At 71.0% G+C, this 16083-nt stretch carries 20 protein-coding genes; 10 read left to right on the plus strand and 10 right to left on the minus strand.

What is annotated here, in order from left to right; genetic code table 11:
* Nucleotides 1-20: 20 nt before the first annotated feature.
* The 3 genes from ACIA8K_RS17360 to ACIA8K_RS17370 are packed head-to-tail and all read right to left on the minus strand — an operon-like array spanning nt 21 to nt 3207.
* Nucleotides 21-1391 carry a VWA domain-containing protein gene (locus ACIA8K_RS17360; RefSeq protein WP_396059875.1) on the minus strand — a complete coding sequence of 457 codons (1371 nt, stop codon included), beginning with the start codon at nt 1389-1391 and terminating at the stop codon, nt 21-23.
* Nucleotides 1388-2707 carry a hypothetical protein gene (locus tag ACIA8K_RS17365; protein ID WP_396059877.1) on the minus strand — a complete coding sequence of 440 codons (1320 nt, stop codon included), beginning with the start codon at nt 2705-2707 and terminating at the stop codon, nt 1388-1390. Before ACIA8K_RS17365 ends, ACIA8K_RS17360 begins: the two co-directional genes overlap by 4 nt.
* Complete coding sequence (locus tag ACIA8K_RS17370) at nt 2707-3207, minus strand: hypothetical protein (RefSeq protein WP_396059985.1); 501 nt, start codon at nt 3205-3207, stop codon at nt 2707-2709. Before ACIA8K_RS17370 ends, ACIA8K_RS17365 begins: the two co-directional genes overlap by 1 nt.
* A gap of 74 nt (nt 3208-3281) precedes the next feature.
* Between ACIA8K_RS17370 and ACIA8K_RS17375 the strand changes: the two genes are divergently transcribed.
* From ACIA8K_RS17375 to ACIA8K_RS17395, 5 genes are all read left to right on the plus strand, one after another.
* Complete coding sequence (locus ACIA8K_RS17375; protein WP_396059879.1) at nt 3282-4019, plus strand: formylglycine-generating enzyme family protein; 738 nt, start codon at nt 3282-3284, stop codon at nt 4017-4019.
* A gap of 120 nt (nt 4020-4139) precedes the next feature.
* Nucleotides 4140-4346 carry a hypothetical protein gene (locus ACIA8K_RS17380; protein ID WP_396059881.1) on the plus strand — a complete coding sequence of 69 codons (207 nt, stop codon included), beginning with the start codon at nt 4140-4142 and terminating at the stop codon, nt 4344-4346.
* A complete protein-coding gene (rnhA, locus tag ACIA8K_RS17385; RefSeq protein ID WP_396059883.1) occupies nt 4343-4795 on the plus strand; it encodes a ribonuclease HI in 453 nt (150 codons plus the stop codon). The genes ACIA8K_RS17380 and rnhA overlap by 4 nt, the downstream gene beginning before the upstream one ends.
* Nucleotides 4796-4826: 31 nt before the next feature.
* Nucleotides 4827-5330, plus strand: a complete 504-nt coding sequence (locus ACIA8K_RS17390; RefSeq protein ID WP_396059885.1) for a DUF6882 domain-containing protein — start codon at nt 4827-4829, stop codon at nt 5328-5330.
* Between the two features lie 21 nt (nt 5331-5351).
* The gene (locus tag ACIA8K_RS17395; RefSeq protein WP_396059887.1) at nt 5352-5945 is read left to right on the plus strand and encodes a hypothetical protein; all 594 of its coding nucleotides are present in this window, start codon (nt 5352-5354) and stop codon (nt 5943-5945) included.
* Nucleotides 5946-6056: 111 nt separating this feature from the next.
* Here ACIA8K_RS17395 and ACIA8K_RS17400 read toward each other — a convergent pair whose 3' ends face one another.
* The 4 genes from ACIA8K_RS17400 to ACIA8K_RS17415 all read right to left on the minus strand — a co-directional run bounded on the left by ACIA8K_RS17400 (nt 6057) and on the right by ACIA8K_RS17415 (nt 9701).
* Nucleotides 6057-6671 (minus strand): DUF305 domain-containing protein, encoded by a 615-nt coding sequence (locus ACIA8K_RS17400; protein ID WP_396059889.1) that lies wholly within the window; start codon nt 6669-6671, stop codon nt 6057-6059.
* Nucleotides 6672-6752: 81 nt separating this feature from the next.
* Nucleotides 6753-7553 (minus strand): lytic polysaccharide monooxygenase, encoded by an 801-nt coding sequence (locus ACIA8K_RS17405; protein ID WP_396059891.1) that lies wholly within the window; start codon nt 7551-7553, stop codon nt 6753-6755.
* Nucleotides 7554-7964: 411 nt separating this feature from the next.
* Entirely contained in the window at nt 7965-8699 is a 735-nt protein-coding gene (locus ACIA8K_RS17410) for a lytic polysaccharide monooxygenase (protein WP_396059893.1), read from the minus strand.
* 192 nt (nt 8700-8891) lie between these two features.
* Nucleotides 8892-9701 (minus strand): SDR family NAD(P)-dependent oxidoreductase, encoded by an 810-nt coding sequence (locus ACIA8K_RS17415; RefSeq protein WP_396059895.1) that lies wholly within the window; start codon nt 9699-9701, stop codon nt 8892-8894.
* Between the two features lie 102 nt (nt 9702-9803).
* On the opposite strand from ACIA8K_RS17415, the gene ACIA8K_RS17420 reads away from it, so the two are divergent.
* The gene (locus ACIA8K_RS17420) at nt 9804-10625 is read left to right on the plus strand and encodes a helix-turn-helix domain-containing protein (RefSeq protein ID WP_396059897.1); all 822 of its coding nucleotides are present in this window, start codon (nt 9804-9806) and stop codon (nt 10623-10625) included.
* Here the strand turns inward: ACIA8K_RS17420 and ACIA8K_RS17425 are convergent.
* Nucleotides 10619-11515, minus strand: a complete 897-nt coding sequence (locus tag ACIA8K_RS17425; protein ID WP_396059899.1) for a helix-turn-helix domain-containing protein — start codon at nt 11513-11515, stop codon at nt 10619-10621. The genes ACIA8K_RS17420 and ACIA8K_RS17425 overlap by 7 nt on opposite strands.
* 90 nt (nt 11516-11605) lie before the next feature.
* Here ACIA8K_RS17425 and ACIA8K_RS17430 point away from each other — a divergent pair, with 90 nt between their 5' ends.
* Entirely contained in the window at nt 11606-12499 is an 894-nt protein-coding gene (locus ACIA8K_RS17430; protein ID WP_396059901.1) for an SDR family NAD(P)-dependent oxidoreductase, read from the plus strand.
* Nucleotides 12500-12558: 59 nt separating this feature from the next.
* Here ACIA8K_RS17430 and ACIA8K_RS17435 read toward each other — a convergent pair whose 3' ends face one another.
* Nucleotides 12559-13092, minus strand: coding sequence for a hypothetical protein (locus ACIA8K_RS17435; RefSeq protein WP_396059903.1), 534 nt, complete (start codon nt 13090-13092; stop codon nt 12559-12561).
* A gap of 167 nt (nt 13093-13259) precedes the next feature.
* Between ACIA8K_RS17435 and ACIA8K_RS17440 the strand changes: the two genes are divergently transcribed.
* From ACIA8K_RS17440 to ACIA8K_RS17450, 3 genes are all read left to right on the plus strand, one after another.
* Nucleotides 13260-13661, plus strand: coding sequence for a hypothetical protein (locus ACIA8K_RS17440; protein ID WP_396059905.1), 402 nt, complete (start codon nt 13260-13262; stop codon nt 13659-13661).
* A gap of 171 nt (nt 13662-13832) precedes the next feature.
* Entirely contained in the window at nt 13833-15254 is a 1422-nt protein-coding gene (locus tag ACIA8K_RS17445) for an OFA family MFS transporter (RefSeq protein WP_396059987.1), read from the plus strand.
* Nucleotides 15247-15378 (plus strand): hypothetical protein, encoded by a 132-nt coding sequence (locus ACIA8K_RS17450; RefSeq protein ID WP_396059907.1) that lies wholly within the window; start codon nt 15247-15249, stop codon nt 15376-15378. The genes ACIA8K_RS17445 and ACIA8K_RS17450 overlap by 8 nt, the downstream gene beginning before the upstream one ends.
* Before the next feature lie 104 nt (nt 15379-15482).
* Here the strand turns inward: ACIA8K_RS17450 and ACIA8K_RS17455 are convergent, their stop codons facing one another.
* Complete coding sequence (locus tag ACIA8K_RS17455; protein WP_396059909.1) at nt 15483-16022, minus strand: carboxylesterase family protein; 540 nt, start codon at nt 16020-16022, stop codon at nt 15483-15485.
* Nucleotides 16023-16083 lie beyond the last annotated feature (61 nt).

Here is a 16083-nt window from a genome sequence, read left to right on the forward strand (position 1 = left end):
TCTCTCCTAGTTGTACAGAGTCAGGCGACGAAGTTCTTGAGCTCGGTGACGAGCTTGCGGATGTGACCGGAGATGACAGGCGTGCCCAGGTCCTTGAACTTCTTGCGGAACCACGGGTCCACGCTCTCGGTGCCGGAGCTGTTGACCGAGCCGACCGGGATGAACTTCACCCCGGACCGGTAGACGGCCTCGATCCCGGCGTAGAGCGGCTCGGACGCGCCGAACTCGTAGAAGTCGGAGATCCAGACCATCACGGTGTTCCGCGGGTCGGTGATCTTGGGGCGGGCCATCTCCATCGCGACCGGGCCGTTGTTGCCGCCGCCCAGATTCGTACGCAGCAGCACCTCGAACGGGTCGTGCACCCAGGCGGTCAGGTCCAGCGCACGCGTGTCGTACGCGATGAGGTGCACGTCGACCTTGGGCAGCCCGGCGAAGATCGAGGCCAGGATGGTGCAGTTGACCATCGAGTCGACCATCGACCCGGACTGGTCCACCACGACGATCAGCTTCGCCGGCGTCACCCGCTTCGCGGTCTGCTTGTAGAACAGCCGGTCCACGTAGAGGCGCTCGTCCTCCGGGTTCCAGTTCGGCAGGTTCTTCCAGATGGTCCGGTCGATGTCCAGGTTGCGGAACACCCGTTTCGGCGGGATCGACCTGTCGACAGTGCCGGCGCTGGCCTGCGCGACCTGCGTCTTGAGCGCCTCGGCCACCTCATCGACGTACCGCCGGATCAGCAGTTTGGCGTTCTTCAGCGCGACGCCGTCGAGGTTGTCCTTGTCGCGAAGCAACTGCTCGATCAGCGACATGCTCGGCGTGAGCTTGGCCGCGAGCCGTGGATCGGCGAGCACCTCACGCAGCCGCATGCGCTTGACCAGGTCGCCCTCGATCGCGGCCAGCGCCGGACCGAGATCGACGCCGAAGCCGTGGCCGGTGCCGCCCTCCCCGGTCGGCGTGCCGGACCTCATCGACGGCCCACCCGCTCCGGCCGCGGCCGCCCGGTTGCGCAGCGCGCCCGGCTCGCAGCCGAGCGCCCGCTCGAACCAGCCCGCGTCGGCCTGCCAGCGGGATAGCTGGTCCGCGCTTACCGCGCCGTTGCCGGTGGCGAACACGTTGAGCAACAGCTTGGACGCGAGCGCGGCCCGGCGGACCTCGCCGGAGCGGTCGTCGTCCGCAGTGGTCATCAGGCCGTCGATCTCGGCCTCCAGCTGCGGGAACCGCTGCACGACGTTGTCCACCGAGACGGACGGGTCGAGCAGGATTGACGGCAGCCCCAGGTCCTCGACGATCGCGACGCTCGACGACTCGAGCGTGGGCTGCTCCTCCGGGTCGAACAGCCGGGCCAGCAGCCGCCAGTAGAGCACCTGCCGCCGGTTCTCCTCCGAGGCGGTCATTTCCGCAGCAACCTTCCCGCGCGCTCGCGAAGCACGTCGACAGCGGTCCCGGCGACGGCCTCGGCCTTCGCCGCCTTCGCATCGGTCGGGCCGTTCGCCCAGTCGCCCGCGTGCGCGACCACCGCCTTCTTCTTCACGATCGCCTGCACCGCAAGCGGCTGCACGGACCAGCGGCCGCCGTCCCAGCGCAGCAGCCCGAGACAGGCGGACGCAGCGTCGGCAAGCGCCGGGGTGAGCGGCCCGGCAGCCGGCAGCCGGTCATGATCAACTGCAACATCAAGACCCCCCTCCAGCAGCACGGGTACGGCGATCGCGGCCGGATGCCGGTCCAGCGGCGGCACCGGGGGCAGCGTCGCGCCGGCCAGCCGGACCCGCGCGGTGGTGAACGGGTCCGCGGCCTCGCCCGGCGTGGCCCGCGCCTCGTCCCAGATCAGGTCGCCCGCCGGGGTGAGCAGCATGCCGTCCACCTCGACCGTGCGGTGCTCCGCAACCATCGCGCGGAAGAACGGGAAGCCGGACAGCATCCGCCAGGCTGACGGCCCGGTGATCGTGTCGACCTTCGCCGCGGCCACGCTTGTGCGCACCACGCGCACCTCGTCGCCGGTCTCCAGCACCGCGTGCGCCTGCGCCCGGAACACGGTCGGGTGCTCGTGCAGGTCCACGCCCAGGTAGAGCAGCCGGCCGGTGACCGGCGTCGCCTCGTACCCGGGGAAGCCGTCCTGGGAGAGCAGCAGCGCACGGGTCCACAGGTCGGCCCAGCGGCGGACCGGCACCCGGTCAAGCGTGGCGACCGGCGCGGCCGCCCGCAGCTCACCTGCGAACCCGTCAAGCAGCACCGCGAGCCGCCGCTGCGCCGGGTCGGCCAGCAACGCCTGCACGGACTGCGCACCCGCGGCCGCAAGCTCGTGGTCGACGCCGCGCCAGCCGGAGATGGCCAGCTCGCGCAGCCAGGAACGGCTGCCGGCCAGCAGCTGACCGGTGTCCGCCACAGCCGGTGTGACAGTCCACGCGGCGCGGGACCTGCCGAACGCGGTGTCCACCGAGGCGAGAAGCGCGTCATGGGCGGCGCCGAGCAGAGCGGCCCGGGCACCGGCAAGCGCGATCAGGTGCTCATCAGTCACCGTACCCGCGATGATCTTTCCGACGGAGTCGGTGACCCTGTCGGCCAGCGGCGAGCCGGCGAACGCGGCCGCGAGCTCCTCGAGCGCGCCGGCGCGCTCTTCGTCCAGCCGGGCGAGCCCGTGGGTGAGCGCGTCATCCAGGCCGTCGACGAGCGCGAGCACGTCGCCGAGACCGTCCGGCACGGTGTCGAGCATCAGCTCACCGCCCCGGCCGCCGGGAACCACTGCAGCTCGGGCAGCGGGTCGGTGCTGGCCGGCAGCTCCAGGTAGGCCAGGTGGCGCAGGAAGCTGGCGAACACCTCGGCCGCCCGGTTCTCCGCGCCTGTCGTCTTCAGCGCGGACATCACACTCGCGCCCTCCGGCACCTCGGCCTTCAGGTAGCGGGCCACCCGGTCCGTGCCGTACTGCAGCACGGCCTCCGCGACCAGCGACTCGATGTGCTTGCAGGCACGCCCGTAGGCCTGACTGAGCCCACCGCACGGCCGGTTGTTGTTGGTGTTGCAGCTCAACCCGTGCTCCCCCGCCGTCACCGACGACACGTAGACCCGCTCGATGTCCGAACCACTCGACACCACACCCTGCAGCCGCCCCTCGGCCAGCTCCACGAACGGCACCTTCGCCAGCTTCCGCGGCCGTGCCGGCGCGACGACCTGTGCTGCGCTGCGCCGCTCATAGGCGACGCCATCGCTTGTCACCACCAGACCTCCTCACGAACAAGTGCCGTAGTTGTATCGGACCGGTCCGACAAAATCTGGCAGGATCCGGTGGCGTGTGGGAGAAATCGAGCGCCGCCGGACGCCCGGCCTGGCGTCATACACCCTCCGGGGTGTTGTTCCGGGAGATTCCGGCCGGGACGTTCCGGATGGGGATGTCCGAGCCGGAGGAGGCGACGCTTGCCAACCTCGAGTTCGCGGAGTACGCGCCGACCGCGCACGACCTCGCCCAGATGCGGCCGGTGCGCGAGGTCCGGGTCGGCGCGTTTCTGATGGCACGTCACCCGCTGACCGTCGCGCAGGTCAGGCACTGGCTGCCCGACTACACCGACGACTACGCGGACGGCGACGACGACCGGGTGGCCCGGCTGGAGTGGCCGTCCGAGCTTGTCGACGCGATGCCGTTCCGCCTGCCCAGCGAGGCCGAGTGGGAATATGCGGCCCGCGCCGGGACGACCACGCTGTGGCATCGCGGCAACCTGCCGCCCGGCGAGGAGGACGTGCTCGACACGTTCGGCGACGAGGACGCGACGGCCGCGGCGGAGAACGGTTTCGGCCTGTCGGCGATGGGCTCGACCGGCGACCTGTGCGCCGACACCTACCTCGACGGGTACGAGAACGCGCCCGCGGACGCCCGGCCGCGCACCGGCGAGGACAGCGAACGGGTGGTCCGCGGCGGCGCAGCCGACCTCTACCCGTGGCAGGGCGTGGACGAGTGGCTGATGATGCTGCCCGCCATGCGCTACGAGTGCGGGGAGTTCGCCTCGGTCCGGCCGGTCGCCGCGCTGCCGTGAGCACCTGAGGTCCTCGCCGAACGGGCGAAAGTCGTCCAGGTCAGCGGCATCTAAGAGCCTCCGAGGGCCGAGTACGACACCGGCCAGGGCCCCTGTCTCGAGGCGACAAGCAGCCGGGCGGTGGTGTGGCTGACCGACACCCGCATCGACCGCCGCTGGCCGGACTTCAGCAGCCGGGCCGCCCACCTTGGGGTCGGCAGCATGCTCTCCCTGCAACTGCACGTCGCGGACGACACCATCGGCGCCCTCAACCTCTACGCCCGCCCTGGAACGGTCCCGACAGGCGCCCGCTCGCTCGTCGCTGCTCCGGCTAAGGTGCTGCCATGACCGAGGTGGAGATCTTCACGGACGGCGCGTGCCGGGGCAATCCCGGGCCCGGCGGCTGGGGCGCGCTGCTGCGCTACGGCAAGCACGAGCGCGAACTGCGCGGCGGCGAGGCCGGCGAGACCACCAACAACCGGATGGAGCTGATGGCGCCGATCTCCGCACTGGAGACGCTCACCCGCCCGTCAGTGGTCCACATCCACACCGACAGCACGTACGTCCGGAACGGCATCACCACCTGGATCAAGGGCTGGAAGCGCAACGGCTGGCTGACCAAGGACCGCAAGCCGGTCAAGAACGCCGACCTGTGGCAACGCCTCGACGCGGCCTGCACCCGTCACACGATCGAGTGGCACTGGGTGAAGGGCCACGCCGGCCACGTCGAGAACGAGCGCGCCGACCGCCTCGCCGCGGCCGGGCTTGAGGACGCGGTGGCGGCCGCCAAGGCCTGAGCACCCTGCCGCGTGTGCGAGACTGCGCCGCATGAGCGAGGATGAGCCGGTCGAGCTGAGCACGCTGCTGTTGCAGGGTGAAGAGATGATTCAGCAGCTGGCGGCGGCGCACGCCTCGTGGGGGCTCGGGACCGCGCAGGAGTGGGGCCTGGACCAGCGGACCGGCGTCATCACCTGGACGTTCCCGGACAAGGTGGCGTCCGCCCCGGCGCAGATCATCGGCAGCCACAGCCCGTCCGCCGAGTCGTGGCTCTGGGCCTGGGCCAACGGCTCGATCCTGCCGGAGATGAGCCGGGACTCGCGCGCGATCCGCGACTGGGCGATCCGGCACGGGCAGAGCGCACTGACCGAGCCGAAGCTGACCGCGGACGAGGACATGGTGGCCACGCTGGCGGCCCTGGCCGTCCGGATCACCGAGGCAACCGGCTTCTACCGCGCGCCGGGCGGCAGCGCCACCCCCATCATCACCTTCGGCCCGGTCACTCTGACCGCCTCCGACGGCAGCGTCTCCACTGTCGACGTCGACCTTCGATGATCAGCCGAGGCCGGTGCGGTCGTGGGTACTGACATCGCCGGCGGGGTGGAGAGCCGCCCGCACGGGCCGGGCACGCCGTGGCACCTGGCCGATGTCGACCTGAGCGCGCTCCCCCGGCACTACGACGCCTTCGGCCTGCTGTTCGGGGTACGGAACTACGCTGGTTTTGCACCTGTCGCGCCCGGTCGCGGCCTGCCTGATGACGCGAGCCCGGAACTGCGCGGTCTCCAACCCGGGGACGGCGAACACGATCACACCTGGGTCTCCTGGGCGGAGCTGGCCCGAATCGACTGGGACGCACGAGCACCGCGCGTCGACGACCGGATCCACGAGTACCGGCTGACCGGCGAAGGGCTGCTCGCCGGCGGTAAGGCCGCTCATCATGGCGCCGACTGGCGTGCGGCGGCCGGCGACCACGCCGATCCCCGGGGCAGCAGCTACCCGGAGGGGACGGAGTGGCGGGCCGGCGATCGGATCTGGCGGGTGGAACGCCTCACCAACGGTCACGTGTTGCGTGACGATCCTGAGCTGCGCGCCCTGCTTGACACCATGCGCGACCTCGCCGGGCGGTACGGAGGCGAGAACGTACGGCTGACCGTCTGGTTCGACAGCTGAAGCACCGTGCCGGGGTCAGTGCCCGTCGGCCGCCGGCGGTCAGCTGGATCGACAGCAGCTCGCCGCCGGCGGATGGGCACAGGATCGCGTGTGGTGTCCCGTGCTTTGCTCTTAAGAGGCAGGCACCGCCGCGCTGAGCTGCAGCATCAGCTGGATCTGGGCCGTGCGGGACTCGTCGATGCTCTTGGCGAGGGACTTGGCGTCCGGGTTGACGCCCTCGGCCGCCTCGGTCTTGGACATCTCGACCGCGTTGTGCTGGTGGCCGGTGAACAGCGCCAGGAACGTGGGGTCGAAGTCGGCGCCGGAGGTCGCGCGCAGGGAGTCGATCTCCTCGGTGCTTGTGGCGGGGAGGCCGCCGTGGTCGGCGTGGAGGTTGACGTCGGTGGCGGCGCTGTCGGCCTCACCCCAGGCGGTCAGCCAGGATTTCATTGTGGCGACCTCGTCGGTCTGGGTGGCCACGACTGCGGAGGCGAGCGTCTTCAGCTGGTCGCTTGTGGACTTCTCGGCGGCGATCTTGGCCATCTCGACGCCCTGCTGGTGGTGGTTGACCATCATCTGCAGGAACATGACGTCGTTCTCGTTGTGCTCGCCGGTGTTCGCGGCGACGTTCGTGCCGGCAGCCGGCGTCGACTCGGGGGTGGGCGTCGACGGGGCGGTGCCGCAGGCGGTGAGCGCGGCGGTCAGGGCGGCGGCGGTGATCAGGGCTGCGGTCAGGCGGCGCTTCATCGTGGGCTTCCTAGCGGAGGAGTGTGGGGGTGGACCGTGCGGAGCCCGCCGTCGGAACGGGCTCCGCACGGAGAACTGTGATTACTTGACCGGCAGCCAGAGCGCGAGCACGAGCGGCGGCTCCCAGCCGGGCAGCGTGGTGTGGCCCTGGCGGCATTCGTAGGTGACGCCGTCGAACGTGACCTTGTCGCCGGTCTTGTACGCGGTCCAGGACTTCCAGGTGCCCGAGGCGCCACCGGTCGCCGGCGCGGAGGTCGAGGCGGACGGTGCGGGGTTGTTCGCCGGGGGCTTCGGCGCGGCTGTCGTCTTGGACGGGGACGGGGACGGGGACGGGGACGGGGACGGATTCGCCGGGGTGGTCGTGCCACCGCCGCCGCCCACGTTCAGGTCGACGCAGTTGTAGAACGCCATCGGCGTGTCCGCGATGTTCCACACGGCCCGCACCGTGGTCCGGCCGGAGAAGCCGCTCAGGTCGACCTGGTGCTTCACTGTGGCGGCCGGCTGTGCGCCGTTGTCGTTGAACTCCGCGACCTTCTTGCTGCCGACGAAGTACTGCCACGTGGTCGTCTTGTGCCGGGCGGTCAGCACCCAGTTGAACGTCGCGGACTTGCCGACCGAGGTGGCCGGCCAGGTGCGCGCGTCGTCGGCGAGCGCCGAGAAGCCGGCGATGCCGCCGTCGCAGCTGGTCAGACCCTTGGGGCCCTCGACGGACTGCGGCTCGAACTGGATGGCGCCGCAGTCCTTGACCGCGCCGCTCGCGCAGTTCGCCTGCCGGCTTGGCGGCGACGAGATGTAGCCGTGCGCGCTCGCCGGAGACGCGATCACCAGGGAACCGGCGACGGTACCCAGCGCGAGAAGTGACGTGGTGAGGGTTCTACGCATGACGAACGGTGCTCCTTCGTAGGACGGACCCGCCGAGTGAATCCCTGGACGGGAGGGGGTCACTCAGCGTGAGACTCACGCTAGAAGAAGGTCGCCTAAGGCAAGATCATGCATTCCCTAAATCTTCTTTATGATCCGTTCCGCACCGCATGATCCATTGACCGGATCGCGGAGCCCGGCCGCACTGGCGGTTGCGGAGCGTCACGGCCACGCTCCCGGCCGGCAGAGAGAAGATCACATTCAAGGGCCTGCCACGGTACGGGTGTCAGCGGGAGGCTCCGGCCGTGTCAGCCGGCATCCGCCCGCCTGGTGAGCGCGTTCCTGCTGGGCAGCGCCCCCGGGCCGTACCGTGGAGGGTGGCGTGTGATCGTGGGTTGGGCGCCGCGCAGCGGGTGGGCGGCGCCCGGTGGATCAGATGCGGTCCCAGAGCGCCGGCACGTTCGGGGGTTCCCAGCCGGCGATTGAGGTGTGGGCCTGCTTGCAGCGGTAACTCGCGCCGCCGTAGGTGACTGTCGCGCCCACTGTGTAGCTGGCGCCGGCCGCCCAGGTGCCGCTCGCGGGCGGCGGGGTGGTCGGTGCGGGAGTGGTGGGGCGCGGCGTCGGGGTGGGAGTCGGGGTCGGGGTGCCGCTGCCGCCGCCGAACTGGAGGTCGACGCAGGAGTAGAACGCGTTCGGCGTGTCCGAGATGTTCCAGACCGCGAGCAGCCGCTGCCGGCCGGAGTAGCCGCCGAAGTTGATCGTGTGGCGCACTGTCGCGCCCGGCTGAGCGCCGCCGTCGTTGAACTCGGCGACCTTTGACGAGCCGATGAAGTACTGCCAGGTGCTTGTGGCGTGCCGCGCGGTCAGCACCCAGTTGAACGTGACGGACGAGCCGACCGGCGTGGCCGGCCAGCCCTTGGTCTCGTCGTCGAGCTGGGCGAACCGGCCGACGCCGCCGCTGCACTTGGTGCGGCCCTTGGGCGCCTCGACGGACTGCGGCTCCCACTGGATGTCGCCGCAGTTCTCGATGGTGCCGCCGGCGCAGAGCGCCTGCCGGCTGGGCGGGGAGGAGATGTAGCCGTGCGCGCTCGCGGGTGCGGCGATGACGAGCGTGGCCATCAGCGTGAACGACGCGGTAAGCGCCGTGGTGAGGAGGGATCTCCGCATGCCGGGGCTCCTTCGGGTGGGGGCTGCGGGCCGCGGCCGATGCCTGCGCGCTGTGCCGGAGATGTCCGGACACAGCGCTGCGGCCCAACCGCCGGTGCGCCCTCCACCCGGCGCCTGACGTGCACGTCAGCCTACTGGAAACATACTTAACAGTAAATGTCCCCACAGGTGGAATTCCGGCGACGGAGGTGATCACTCAAGCATCCGTGCGGACCGTTCCCAGAGTTCGCGGGCCAGGACCGGGTCGCCGGCCTGACGGTGCCGGCGGCGGACCGGGCGGCGCTTCTCGTAGTACGCGCCGGACTCCCAGTCGACGCCCGGCCGCCCCTCGGCCAGCCAGACCAGCTGCTCCGCGCTCTTCTCCGGCGTCATCATGACGGCCCGGCCCAGCCGGCTCGCATAGAAACGGCGGACGAAGCCGGTGCTGCCGCCCGCGAAACCGCTCGCCACAGTCCCCGGATGGAACGCGACAGCGTGCATCCCGCGGCGGTGCAGCTCCGTGGTGAACAGCTCGTTCTCAAGCTTCGCGGCGGCGTACGCGCGGATCGGGGTGTAGCTCTTCTCGCTTTGCAGGTCGTCGAGATCGACCCGGCCGAGCAGGCGGCCACCGTCGCTTGACGTCTGGATCACCGACGCGCCGCTCTCCGCCAGCCGGTCCCACAGCAGCCGGGTGAGCAGGAACGGCGCCAGGTGATTGACCTGGAAGGTCTTCTCGAAGCCGTCGCCGGTGAGCGTCCGGGCCCCGAACACGCCGCCGGCGTTGTTGGCCAGGACATCGATCCGGGGGTACGCCGTGAGCAGCTCGTCCGCGAGCCTGCGCACCTCGTCGAGGCGGGCGAAGTCGGCGACGAAGCCGTCCGTGCCGAGTTCTCCGGCGACCGCACGGGTTCTGGCCGGATCACGGCCGACGATCACGACGCGGTGGCCGTGCCGGCTCAGGATTCGGGCGGCCGCGGCGCCGATGCCGCCGGACGCCCCGGTGATCACGATTGTGGTGGACATGTGGGCCAGGCTGCCCGTTCCTGAGCACCCACGGATTGGACGTTCCGGAACATTGGAGAAAGCGGAACTGGCGTGCGGTCCGGTGGCGGCTACGTTTGGTGGGTGCAGCAGTGGGTGGAGAGCGTCGAGATCCTGACCGGGAACGATCCGGTGGGCACGCTGACGCTGGTGCCGGACGTGTCGGCGTCGCTGATCTACGGGGCACTCAAGGGCGACGACGCCGTGCTGATGGCGGTGGGCGCGCACAGCAGGGCGCAGTACCACGTCGACAAGCCGCTGCGGTTCGGCGTGCGGGTACGGATCCGCCCCGGGCACGCACGGGCGGTGCTCGGCGTGCCGGCGGCGGAACTGACGGACCGGTTCGTACCCGCGGCAGAGCTGTGGGGTGCGGCGGACGCCGGTCGGTATGCCGATGACCTGGCCGCGTTGACGGCCCGGCTGACCGCGGCGGCATCGGGGCCGGCAGAGCAGTCGGTCAGGTCGCCGGCCGCCGGGGTGGCGTTGTTTCCCGGCCGGTCGGCAGTGGCGTCAGCCGGTTCCGGGACGGCGCCGGAGTCCGGTGACCGTCTGTGCCGGCCGCTCACCGGACGGCACGACATGCTGGCCGCGGCCGTCTCAGACCTGGCCGCCGGCGCACCGACCGGGGTCGCCGCCGCCCGGCTCGGCATCAGCGAACGCCGGCTGCGCACCGTCTTCGCCCGCGAGATCGGTCTGTCACCAAAACACGCGGCCCGCATCCTGCGCCTGCGCCGCGTGCTCGAGCGCGCGCCGGGCCGGGGCGGCTGGGCCGCGGTCGCGGACGAGACCGGCTTCTTCGACCAGGCGCACCTGATCGGCGACTTCCGGTCGCTGATGGGCGTGTCCCCGGGCGCCTACCTCGCGGGCCGGGTGCCGCACTCCGGGCCGTGCGTGCGCCGCTACTGATGGTCGCGGGCGTACCGGGCGGGTGACCGCCCGTACCGCGCCCGGAACGCCCGGATGAAATGACTGCTGTCCGCGAACTGCCAGCGCGCCGCCACCTCCGACACCGACCGCCCGCCGGTAAGCGCCGCCCGTGCCTCCTCCAGGCGGCGACGCCGGATGTAGGCGGTGGCCGGCTCCCCGGTCGCGGCGAACGCGCGACTGAGCGTCCGCACCGAGACGTGCAGCTCACGGGCGAGCACGGTCGGCGTCAGGCCCGCACGCGTCAGCCACCGGTCGGCGAGCGCGCGGGCGGCCCCGGCAAGCGCGGGTGCCAAGGCCGGCTCGTCGCCGTCGACGTACCTGTGCACGACGCCGCGGGCCAGCTCGATCAGCGCGTTGCGGGCCGCGTCCACACCCGCGTCGGTCAGGTCGTCGATCGTGTCGTGAAGCAGGCTCGCGTGCGCGAGCAGCAGGCGTGCCTCGGGCGCGGTGGCCGGCCCGGTGATCGGTGCGCCGCCGGCCGGCCCGTCGATCGCGCCGAGCGGCAACCCCACCGTACGGGCTGTGGTCCGGGCGGCCGTCTCGAAGGCGTGCAGCCCGGCCGAGCGCTTGACCAGGAAGCGGCCGGCGTGCAGCGGGAACTCGGCCTGGTCGTACCGCAGCGTCCAGGCGCCCTGCCGCACCAGGTAGAGCCGCAGCTCACCGGGCCCTTCGCGGGAGACCTCGGCCCGTACCCCCGACACGGTGTGGAAGTCGGAGACCGTCACGTCCCAGGCGCGGGAGTCGCGGCCGCGCACGTCGGCGCCCGGCAGCAGCGGCGGGCAGCCGCTGATCCGCTCCCTTCGGCCCGCGTCGCCAGGCGTCTCCCGGCATTCCGTATCGACCCGGGTGGTGCCACGAAGTGAACTCACAGCTGCATCTCACCATGCTGTCCTGGACGTTCCATGTGCTGGCCGCCGCGTTCAAGTCGACTGCCGGTCCCGCTGCATAGCTTTCTCCGCATGGACAACACAGGGAACAACGGCCGCGTGGTACTGGTCACCGGCGCCAGCAGCGGCTTCGGCCGGCTGACAGTCGAGGTGCTGGCCCGGCGCGGCCACACCGTCTTCGCCGCCCTGCGCGACGTGGACGGCCGGAACCGGGCGGCAGCGGAGAGTCTGACCGCGCTCGCCGCCGCGGATCGGCTCGACCTGCACGTGGTCGAGCTGGACGTGACGGACCAGTCGGCCGCGGACCGCGCGATCGCCACGATTGTCGAGACCGCCGGCCGGCTCGACGTCGTGGTGAACAACGCCGGCGCGGTCTTCGCCGGTCCGGTCGAGGCGTATACCGCCGAGGAGGGCGCCCGCCAGTTCGACGTGAACGTGTGGGGCGCCCTGCGGGTCAACCGGGCCGCGCTCCCGCAACTGCGGAAGCAGGGGCACGGGCTGCTGATCCAGATCAGTTCCGTGTCGGACCGGGTGACGGTGCCGTTCACCGGGCTGTACGCGGCGAGCAAGGCCGCCCTGTCCGCGCTGACGGATGCGTGGCGGCACGAACTGACGGCGTTCGGCGTGGAGTCGGTGACGGTGCAGGCGGCACCGTACGAGTCCAGTCTCGGCGCGAACGGCACCATGCCCGCGGACGGCGCGCGACTGGATGCCTACCTTCCGGCGCTCGGCGCGTTCATGACCGACCTGACCGCAACGCAGAACGCGCAGGACCGCGACCCGCAGCCGGTCGCGGACGCCATCGCCGAGCTGGTCGAGGCGCCGGACGGAAAGCGTGCGCACCGCACCGTGGTCGGCCCGCCGGCGCAGCGGGACGCGATGGACGCGCTCAACCGGGCGACCGCGGAGACCGCGCAGGCGGTGGCGGCCGACATGGGCATCGCCGCGCACGTTCACGGAGGCTGATCCTCGTGCGGCCGGGGGCGTCGCATCGATGCCCCCGGCCGGCCTTCCCCGCCGACAGTTCAGCCCTTACGCCGCAGTTCGCGCAGCAGCCCGTGCCGGCGCAACGCCCAGGCCAGGCGCCGGACGCTGGGATGCCTGACGAACAGCACCACGGCCCGGCGGATCAGGCCGAGCCGGTTGTCTCTCTGCTGGTTCTCGACCGCCTCCCAGATCAGCGCGCGCACTGTCGCGTTGTCAAGCACCGCCCGCACCTCGCGCCGTACCACCGGATCCTCCGCCGCCGACGCGATCGCCGCCGCCTGCCCCGGCCGGTCCGCGAACGGCTCCGCCACCGCAGCGACGAGCGGCCGCCGCACCTCCTCATGCTCGAGCAGAAGCAGCACGGCCTCCCGGATCTCGTCCGTGTCGAGCGCGGACCGCAACAGGCTCAGCAGGCTGCGCTCGACGTCGCGGTCGTGCTCCTCGTCCTCGGACACGGCAAGCGTCGCCAGCAGCACGGTGATCTCATCCAGATCCACCAGGTGCCGCACCCCACTGCGAAACTCCGGCAGCACCCAGGCAGCCTGCAGCCCTCTGACGAGATTCCGATTCATGGCCCCCCGCTACCCGGCGGCGGCGGTCGCTGAAACGCGGAGACCGATCAACACCGCATCGCCACGGTACGAATGTGCTGTCACAAAAAGCCGTCCGGGTGAAGGCAGCCGTTCTGTACTGAGTTGGCCGGACGTTTCGTGCGGGCACGCGAGGGCAGGGGCAGTACATGGGTGGTACGACTGGTGAGGTGGCCGCGCTGAAGGCGGAGGCCGAGAAGCTGTTCTCCGTGCATCAGGCGCTCGTCGCCGAGGCCGCGGCGTCCCGCGAGTTGGAGGCGGTGACCGCGGCCTACCGGCGGCTGGCCGAGGCGGCGACCGCGGTCGAGCAGGCGGGGCGGGCCTGGGATGTGGCGCGGGCGATCCCGGGAAGCAACCTGACGGTCGCGGATCAGGCGGAGGAGGCCTTCTTCGCCGCGGACGCGCACCATCGCGATGTGGTGCGGGAGGTCGGGCCGCTGCTGGAGAGAGCGCTTGCCGCGGCGGCAGCGGACGCGGTCGCGGTGAAGGCGTCGAGCACGGCGTTCCGGGCGGCCCAGGACGCCTATTTCGCGGCGCTGGCGCGGCGCTGAGCACACGACAAAACGCAGGCCAACCTCGTACCCCCGTTATCTGTTGTTGATCTTTGACCGTTTGGCTCAGGGCATCGACCGCTGGCAGATCGTGCAACATCGAATCCGGTCACGCAGGGCTACGTTCCCCCGGAGATACCGCCCGATGTGGGGAGGTTTTACCAAATGGCGCTGCTGTCCGCACTTGACCGCCAGCACACCATCGCGCCGCCGGGGTATTCCCGGTGGCTCATTCCGCCGGCGGCGCTCGCGGTGCATCTGTGCATCGGGCAGGCGTACGCCACTAGCGTGTACAAGTCGTCGCTGATCGCGCACTTTGACGCGTCGGCGACCTCGATCGGCATCATCTTCAGCATCGCGATCGTGATGCTCGGGTTGTCCGCCGCGGTCGGTGGCACCTGGGTGGAGCGCAGCGGGCCGCGTAAGGCCATGTTCGTCTCGGCCTGCTTCTGGGCGACCGGCTTCCTGGTCGGCGCGCTCGGCATCGCGACCACGCAGCTGTGGCTGGTCTACCTGGGCTACGGCGTCATCGGCGGCATCGGCCTGGGCATCGGCTACATCTCGCCGGTGTCGACGCTGATCAAGTGGTTCCCGGACCGTCCGGGCCTGGCCACCGGCATGGCGATCATGGGATTCGGCGGTGGCGCGATGGTCGCCAGCCCGCTCTCCCGCCAGCTGCTGTCGTTCTACGACCCGAACTACGACCCGGGCAACTCCGCGTCGCTGGCGTCCGGAAGCGCACTGGTCTCGCTGTTCGTCACGCTCGGCATCGGCTACTTCCTGATCATGATGTTCGGCGTGTTCAACGTGCGTGTGCCGGCCGACGGGTGGAAGCCGGAGGGCTGGGACCCGGCGACGGTGACCGCGAAGCCGCTCGTCACCACCGCAAGCGTCTCGGCCGCCAACGCGATCAAGACGCCGACGTTCTGGTTCCTCTGGATCGTGCTGTTCTGCAACGTGACGGCCGGCATCGGCATCCTTGAGCAGGCCTCGCCGATGATCCAGGACTTCTTCCGGGAGAACGGCACGTCGTCAGTGACGGTCGCCGCGGCCGCCGGGTTCGTCGGGCTGCTGTCGCTGTTCAACATGGCGGGCCGGTTCGTCTGGTCGTCGACGTCCGACCTCATCGGGCGCAAGCCGATCTACATGCTGTACCTCGGGCTCGGCATGGTGCTCTACGCCACGCTTGCCGCGGTCGGAAACGCCGCCACAGTGCTGTTCGTGCTGCTGGCGGGCGTGATCCTGTCGTTCTACGGCGGCGGGTTCGCGACCGTCCCGGCGTACCTGCGGGACATCTTCGGCACCTACCAGGTCGGCGCGATCCACGGCCGGCTGCTCACCGCGTGGTCCGCGGCGGGCGTGGCCGGGCCACTGATCATCAACGGGTTCCTCGACGCGCAGGGCAAGCCGGGCACGCTCACCGCTGATGCGTACCGGCCGGCGCTGTTCACCATGGTGGGCGTGCTCGCGGTCGGCTTCATCGCGAACCTGCTGGTCCGCGCGGTCCCGGAGAGGTACCACGAGCCCACGAAGCCGGCCGGCCCGGTGCTGGCGGGCGCCGGCACCTCACCCGAGGGGAGCAAGGATGTCTGAGGGTACGAGCAAACCGGCCGGGCAGGGCCTCCGGCTGATCGTCTCGTGGGTGCTCGTCGCGGCGCTGCTGGGCTACGGCGTGATCCAGACCGGTATCACGGCGGCGAAGCTGTTCACGCACTGATATACGGGTGCCGCACGTCGGCCGGCTCGGTGTCCCATCTGCGGACCGGGCCGGCCGATCCCGTCTCATAGCGGGGCCAGCCGGGGTCTCCGGTGCTGGCGAAGTCAGTCCAGGCACGGCGCATGGCCGCGGAGAGCGGGGCGAAGTCGGGCGGCGGGTGATTGAAACCGGCCATCAGATCGGCATGCAGGTGCAACTCCCACGGCGGCGCCGGCCGGGACATCTCGGAAACCCTCGTGTCCCAGCCGATAGGCGACCGTGACCACCACCACGCCATGGCCGGCCAGCGTCGCACCGTCGTACTGCGGCATACCCGGCCAGCCGATCCGCCACCCGCCACCGTGCAACCACACCATCACCGGCAGCCGCGCGCCACGGCCCGGATCCGGCGACCACACGTTCACAGTCAGCCAGTCAAAGCCACGATCAGCATCAAACCACGTGGGTACGCCCGGCGCGGGCGACGGCTGCGGCACGGCCGGACCGAACTCGAGCGCATCCCGCACCCCGTCCCACGGCTCCGGCCGGACCGGCGCCGCGAAGCGCAGATCGCCGCGCGGCGGGGCGGCGAACGGGATGCCCTTCCACACTCCGGACACACCGCGCACCGCACCGCTGTCCGTACGGGCCACCGAATCGCTCATGGCAGCGACCGTACCGATGTGAGGTTGGCCGGATTGCTCAGGACACGCCCTATCCCTGCCG

Source organism: Catenuloplanes sp. NPDC051500 (assembly GCF_044454585.1).
Taxonomy (GTDB): domain Bacteria; phylum Actinomycetota; class Actinomycetes; order Mycobacteriales; family Micromonosporaceae; genus Catenuloplanes.

Excerpts from the sequence above, each read along its gene's own strand:
- ACIA8K_RS17450 (WP_396059907.1), top strand. The coding sequence starts at position 15,247 with ATGTCTGAGGGTACGAGCAAACCGGCCGGGCAGGGCCTCCGGCTGATC.
- ACIA8K_RS17405 (WP_396059891.1), bottom strand. The coding sequence starts at position 7,553 with ATGCGTAGAACCCTCACCACGTCACTTCTCGCGCTGGGTACCGTCGCC.
- ACIA8K_RS17400 (WP_396059889.1), bottom strand. The coding sequence starts at position 6,671 with ATGAAGCGCCGCCTGACCGCAGCCCTGATCACCGCCGCCGCCCTGACC.
- ACIA8K_RS17435 (WP_396059903.1), bottom strand. The coding sequence starts at position 13,092 with ATGAATCGGAATCTCGTCAGAGGGCTGCAGGCTGCCTGGGTGCTGCCG.
- ACIA8K_RS17440 (WP_396059905.1), top strand. The coding sequence starts at position 13,260 with ATGGGTGGTACGACTGGTGAGGTGGCCGCGCTGAAGGCGGAGGCCGAG.
- ACIA8K_RS17430 (WP_396059901.1), top strand. The coding sequence starts at position 11,606 with ATGGACAACACAGGGAACAACGGCCGCGTGGTACTGGTCACCGGCGCC.
- ACIA8K_RS17360 (WP_396059875.1), bottom strand. The coding sequence starts at position 1,391 with ATGACCGCCTCGGAGGAGAACCGGCGGCAGGTGCTCTACTGGCGGCTG.
- rnhA (WP_396059883.1), top strand. The coding sequence starts at position 4,343 with ATGACCGAGGTGGAGATCTTCACGGACGGCGCGTGCCGGGGCAATCCC.
- ACIA8K_RS17455 (WP_396059909.1), bottom strand. The coding sequence starts at position 16,022 with ATGAGCGATTCGGTGGCCCGTACGGACAGCGGTGCGGTGCGCGGTGTG.
- ACIA8K_RS17415 (WP_396059895.1), bottom strand. The coding sequence starts at position 9,701 with ATGTCCACCACAATCGTGATCACCGGGGCGTCCGGCGGCATCGGCGCC.
- ACIA8K_RS17365 (WP_396059877.1), bottom strand. The coding sequence starts at position 2,707 with ATGCTCGACACCGTGCCGGACGGTCTCGGCGACGTGCTCGCGCTCGTC.
- ACIA8K_RS17410 (WP_396059893.1), bottom strand. The coding sequence starts at position 8,699 with ATGCGGAGATCCCTCCTCACCACGGCGCTTACCGCGTCGTTCACGCTG.
- ACIA8K_RS17390 (WP_396059885.1), top strand. The coding sequence starts at position 4,827 with ATGAGCGAGGATGAGCCGGTCGAGCTGAGCACGCTGCTGTTGCAGGGT.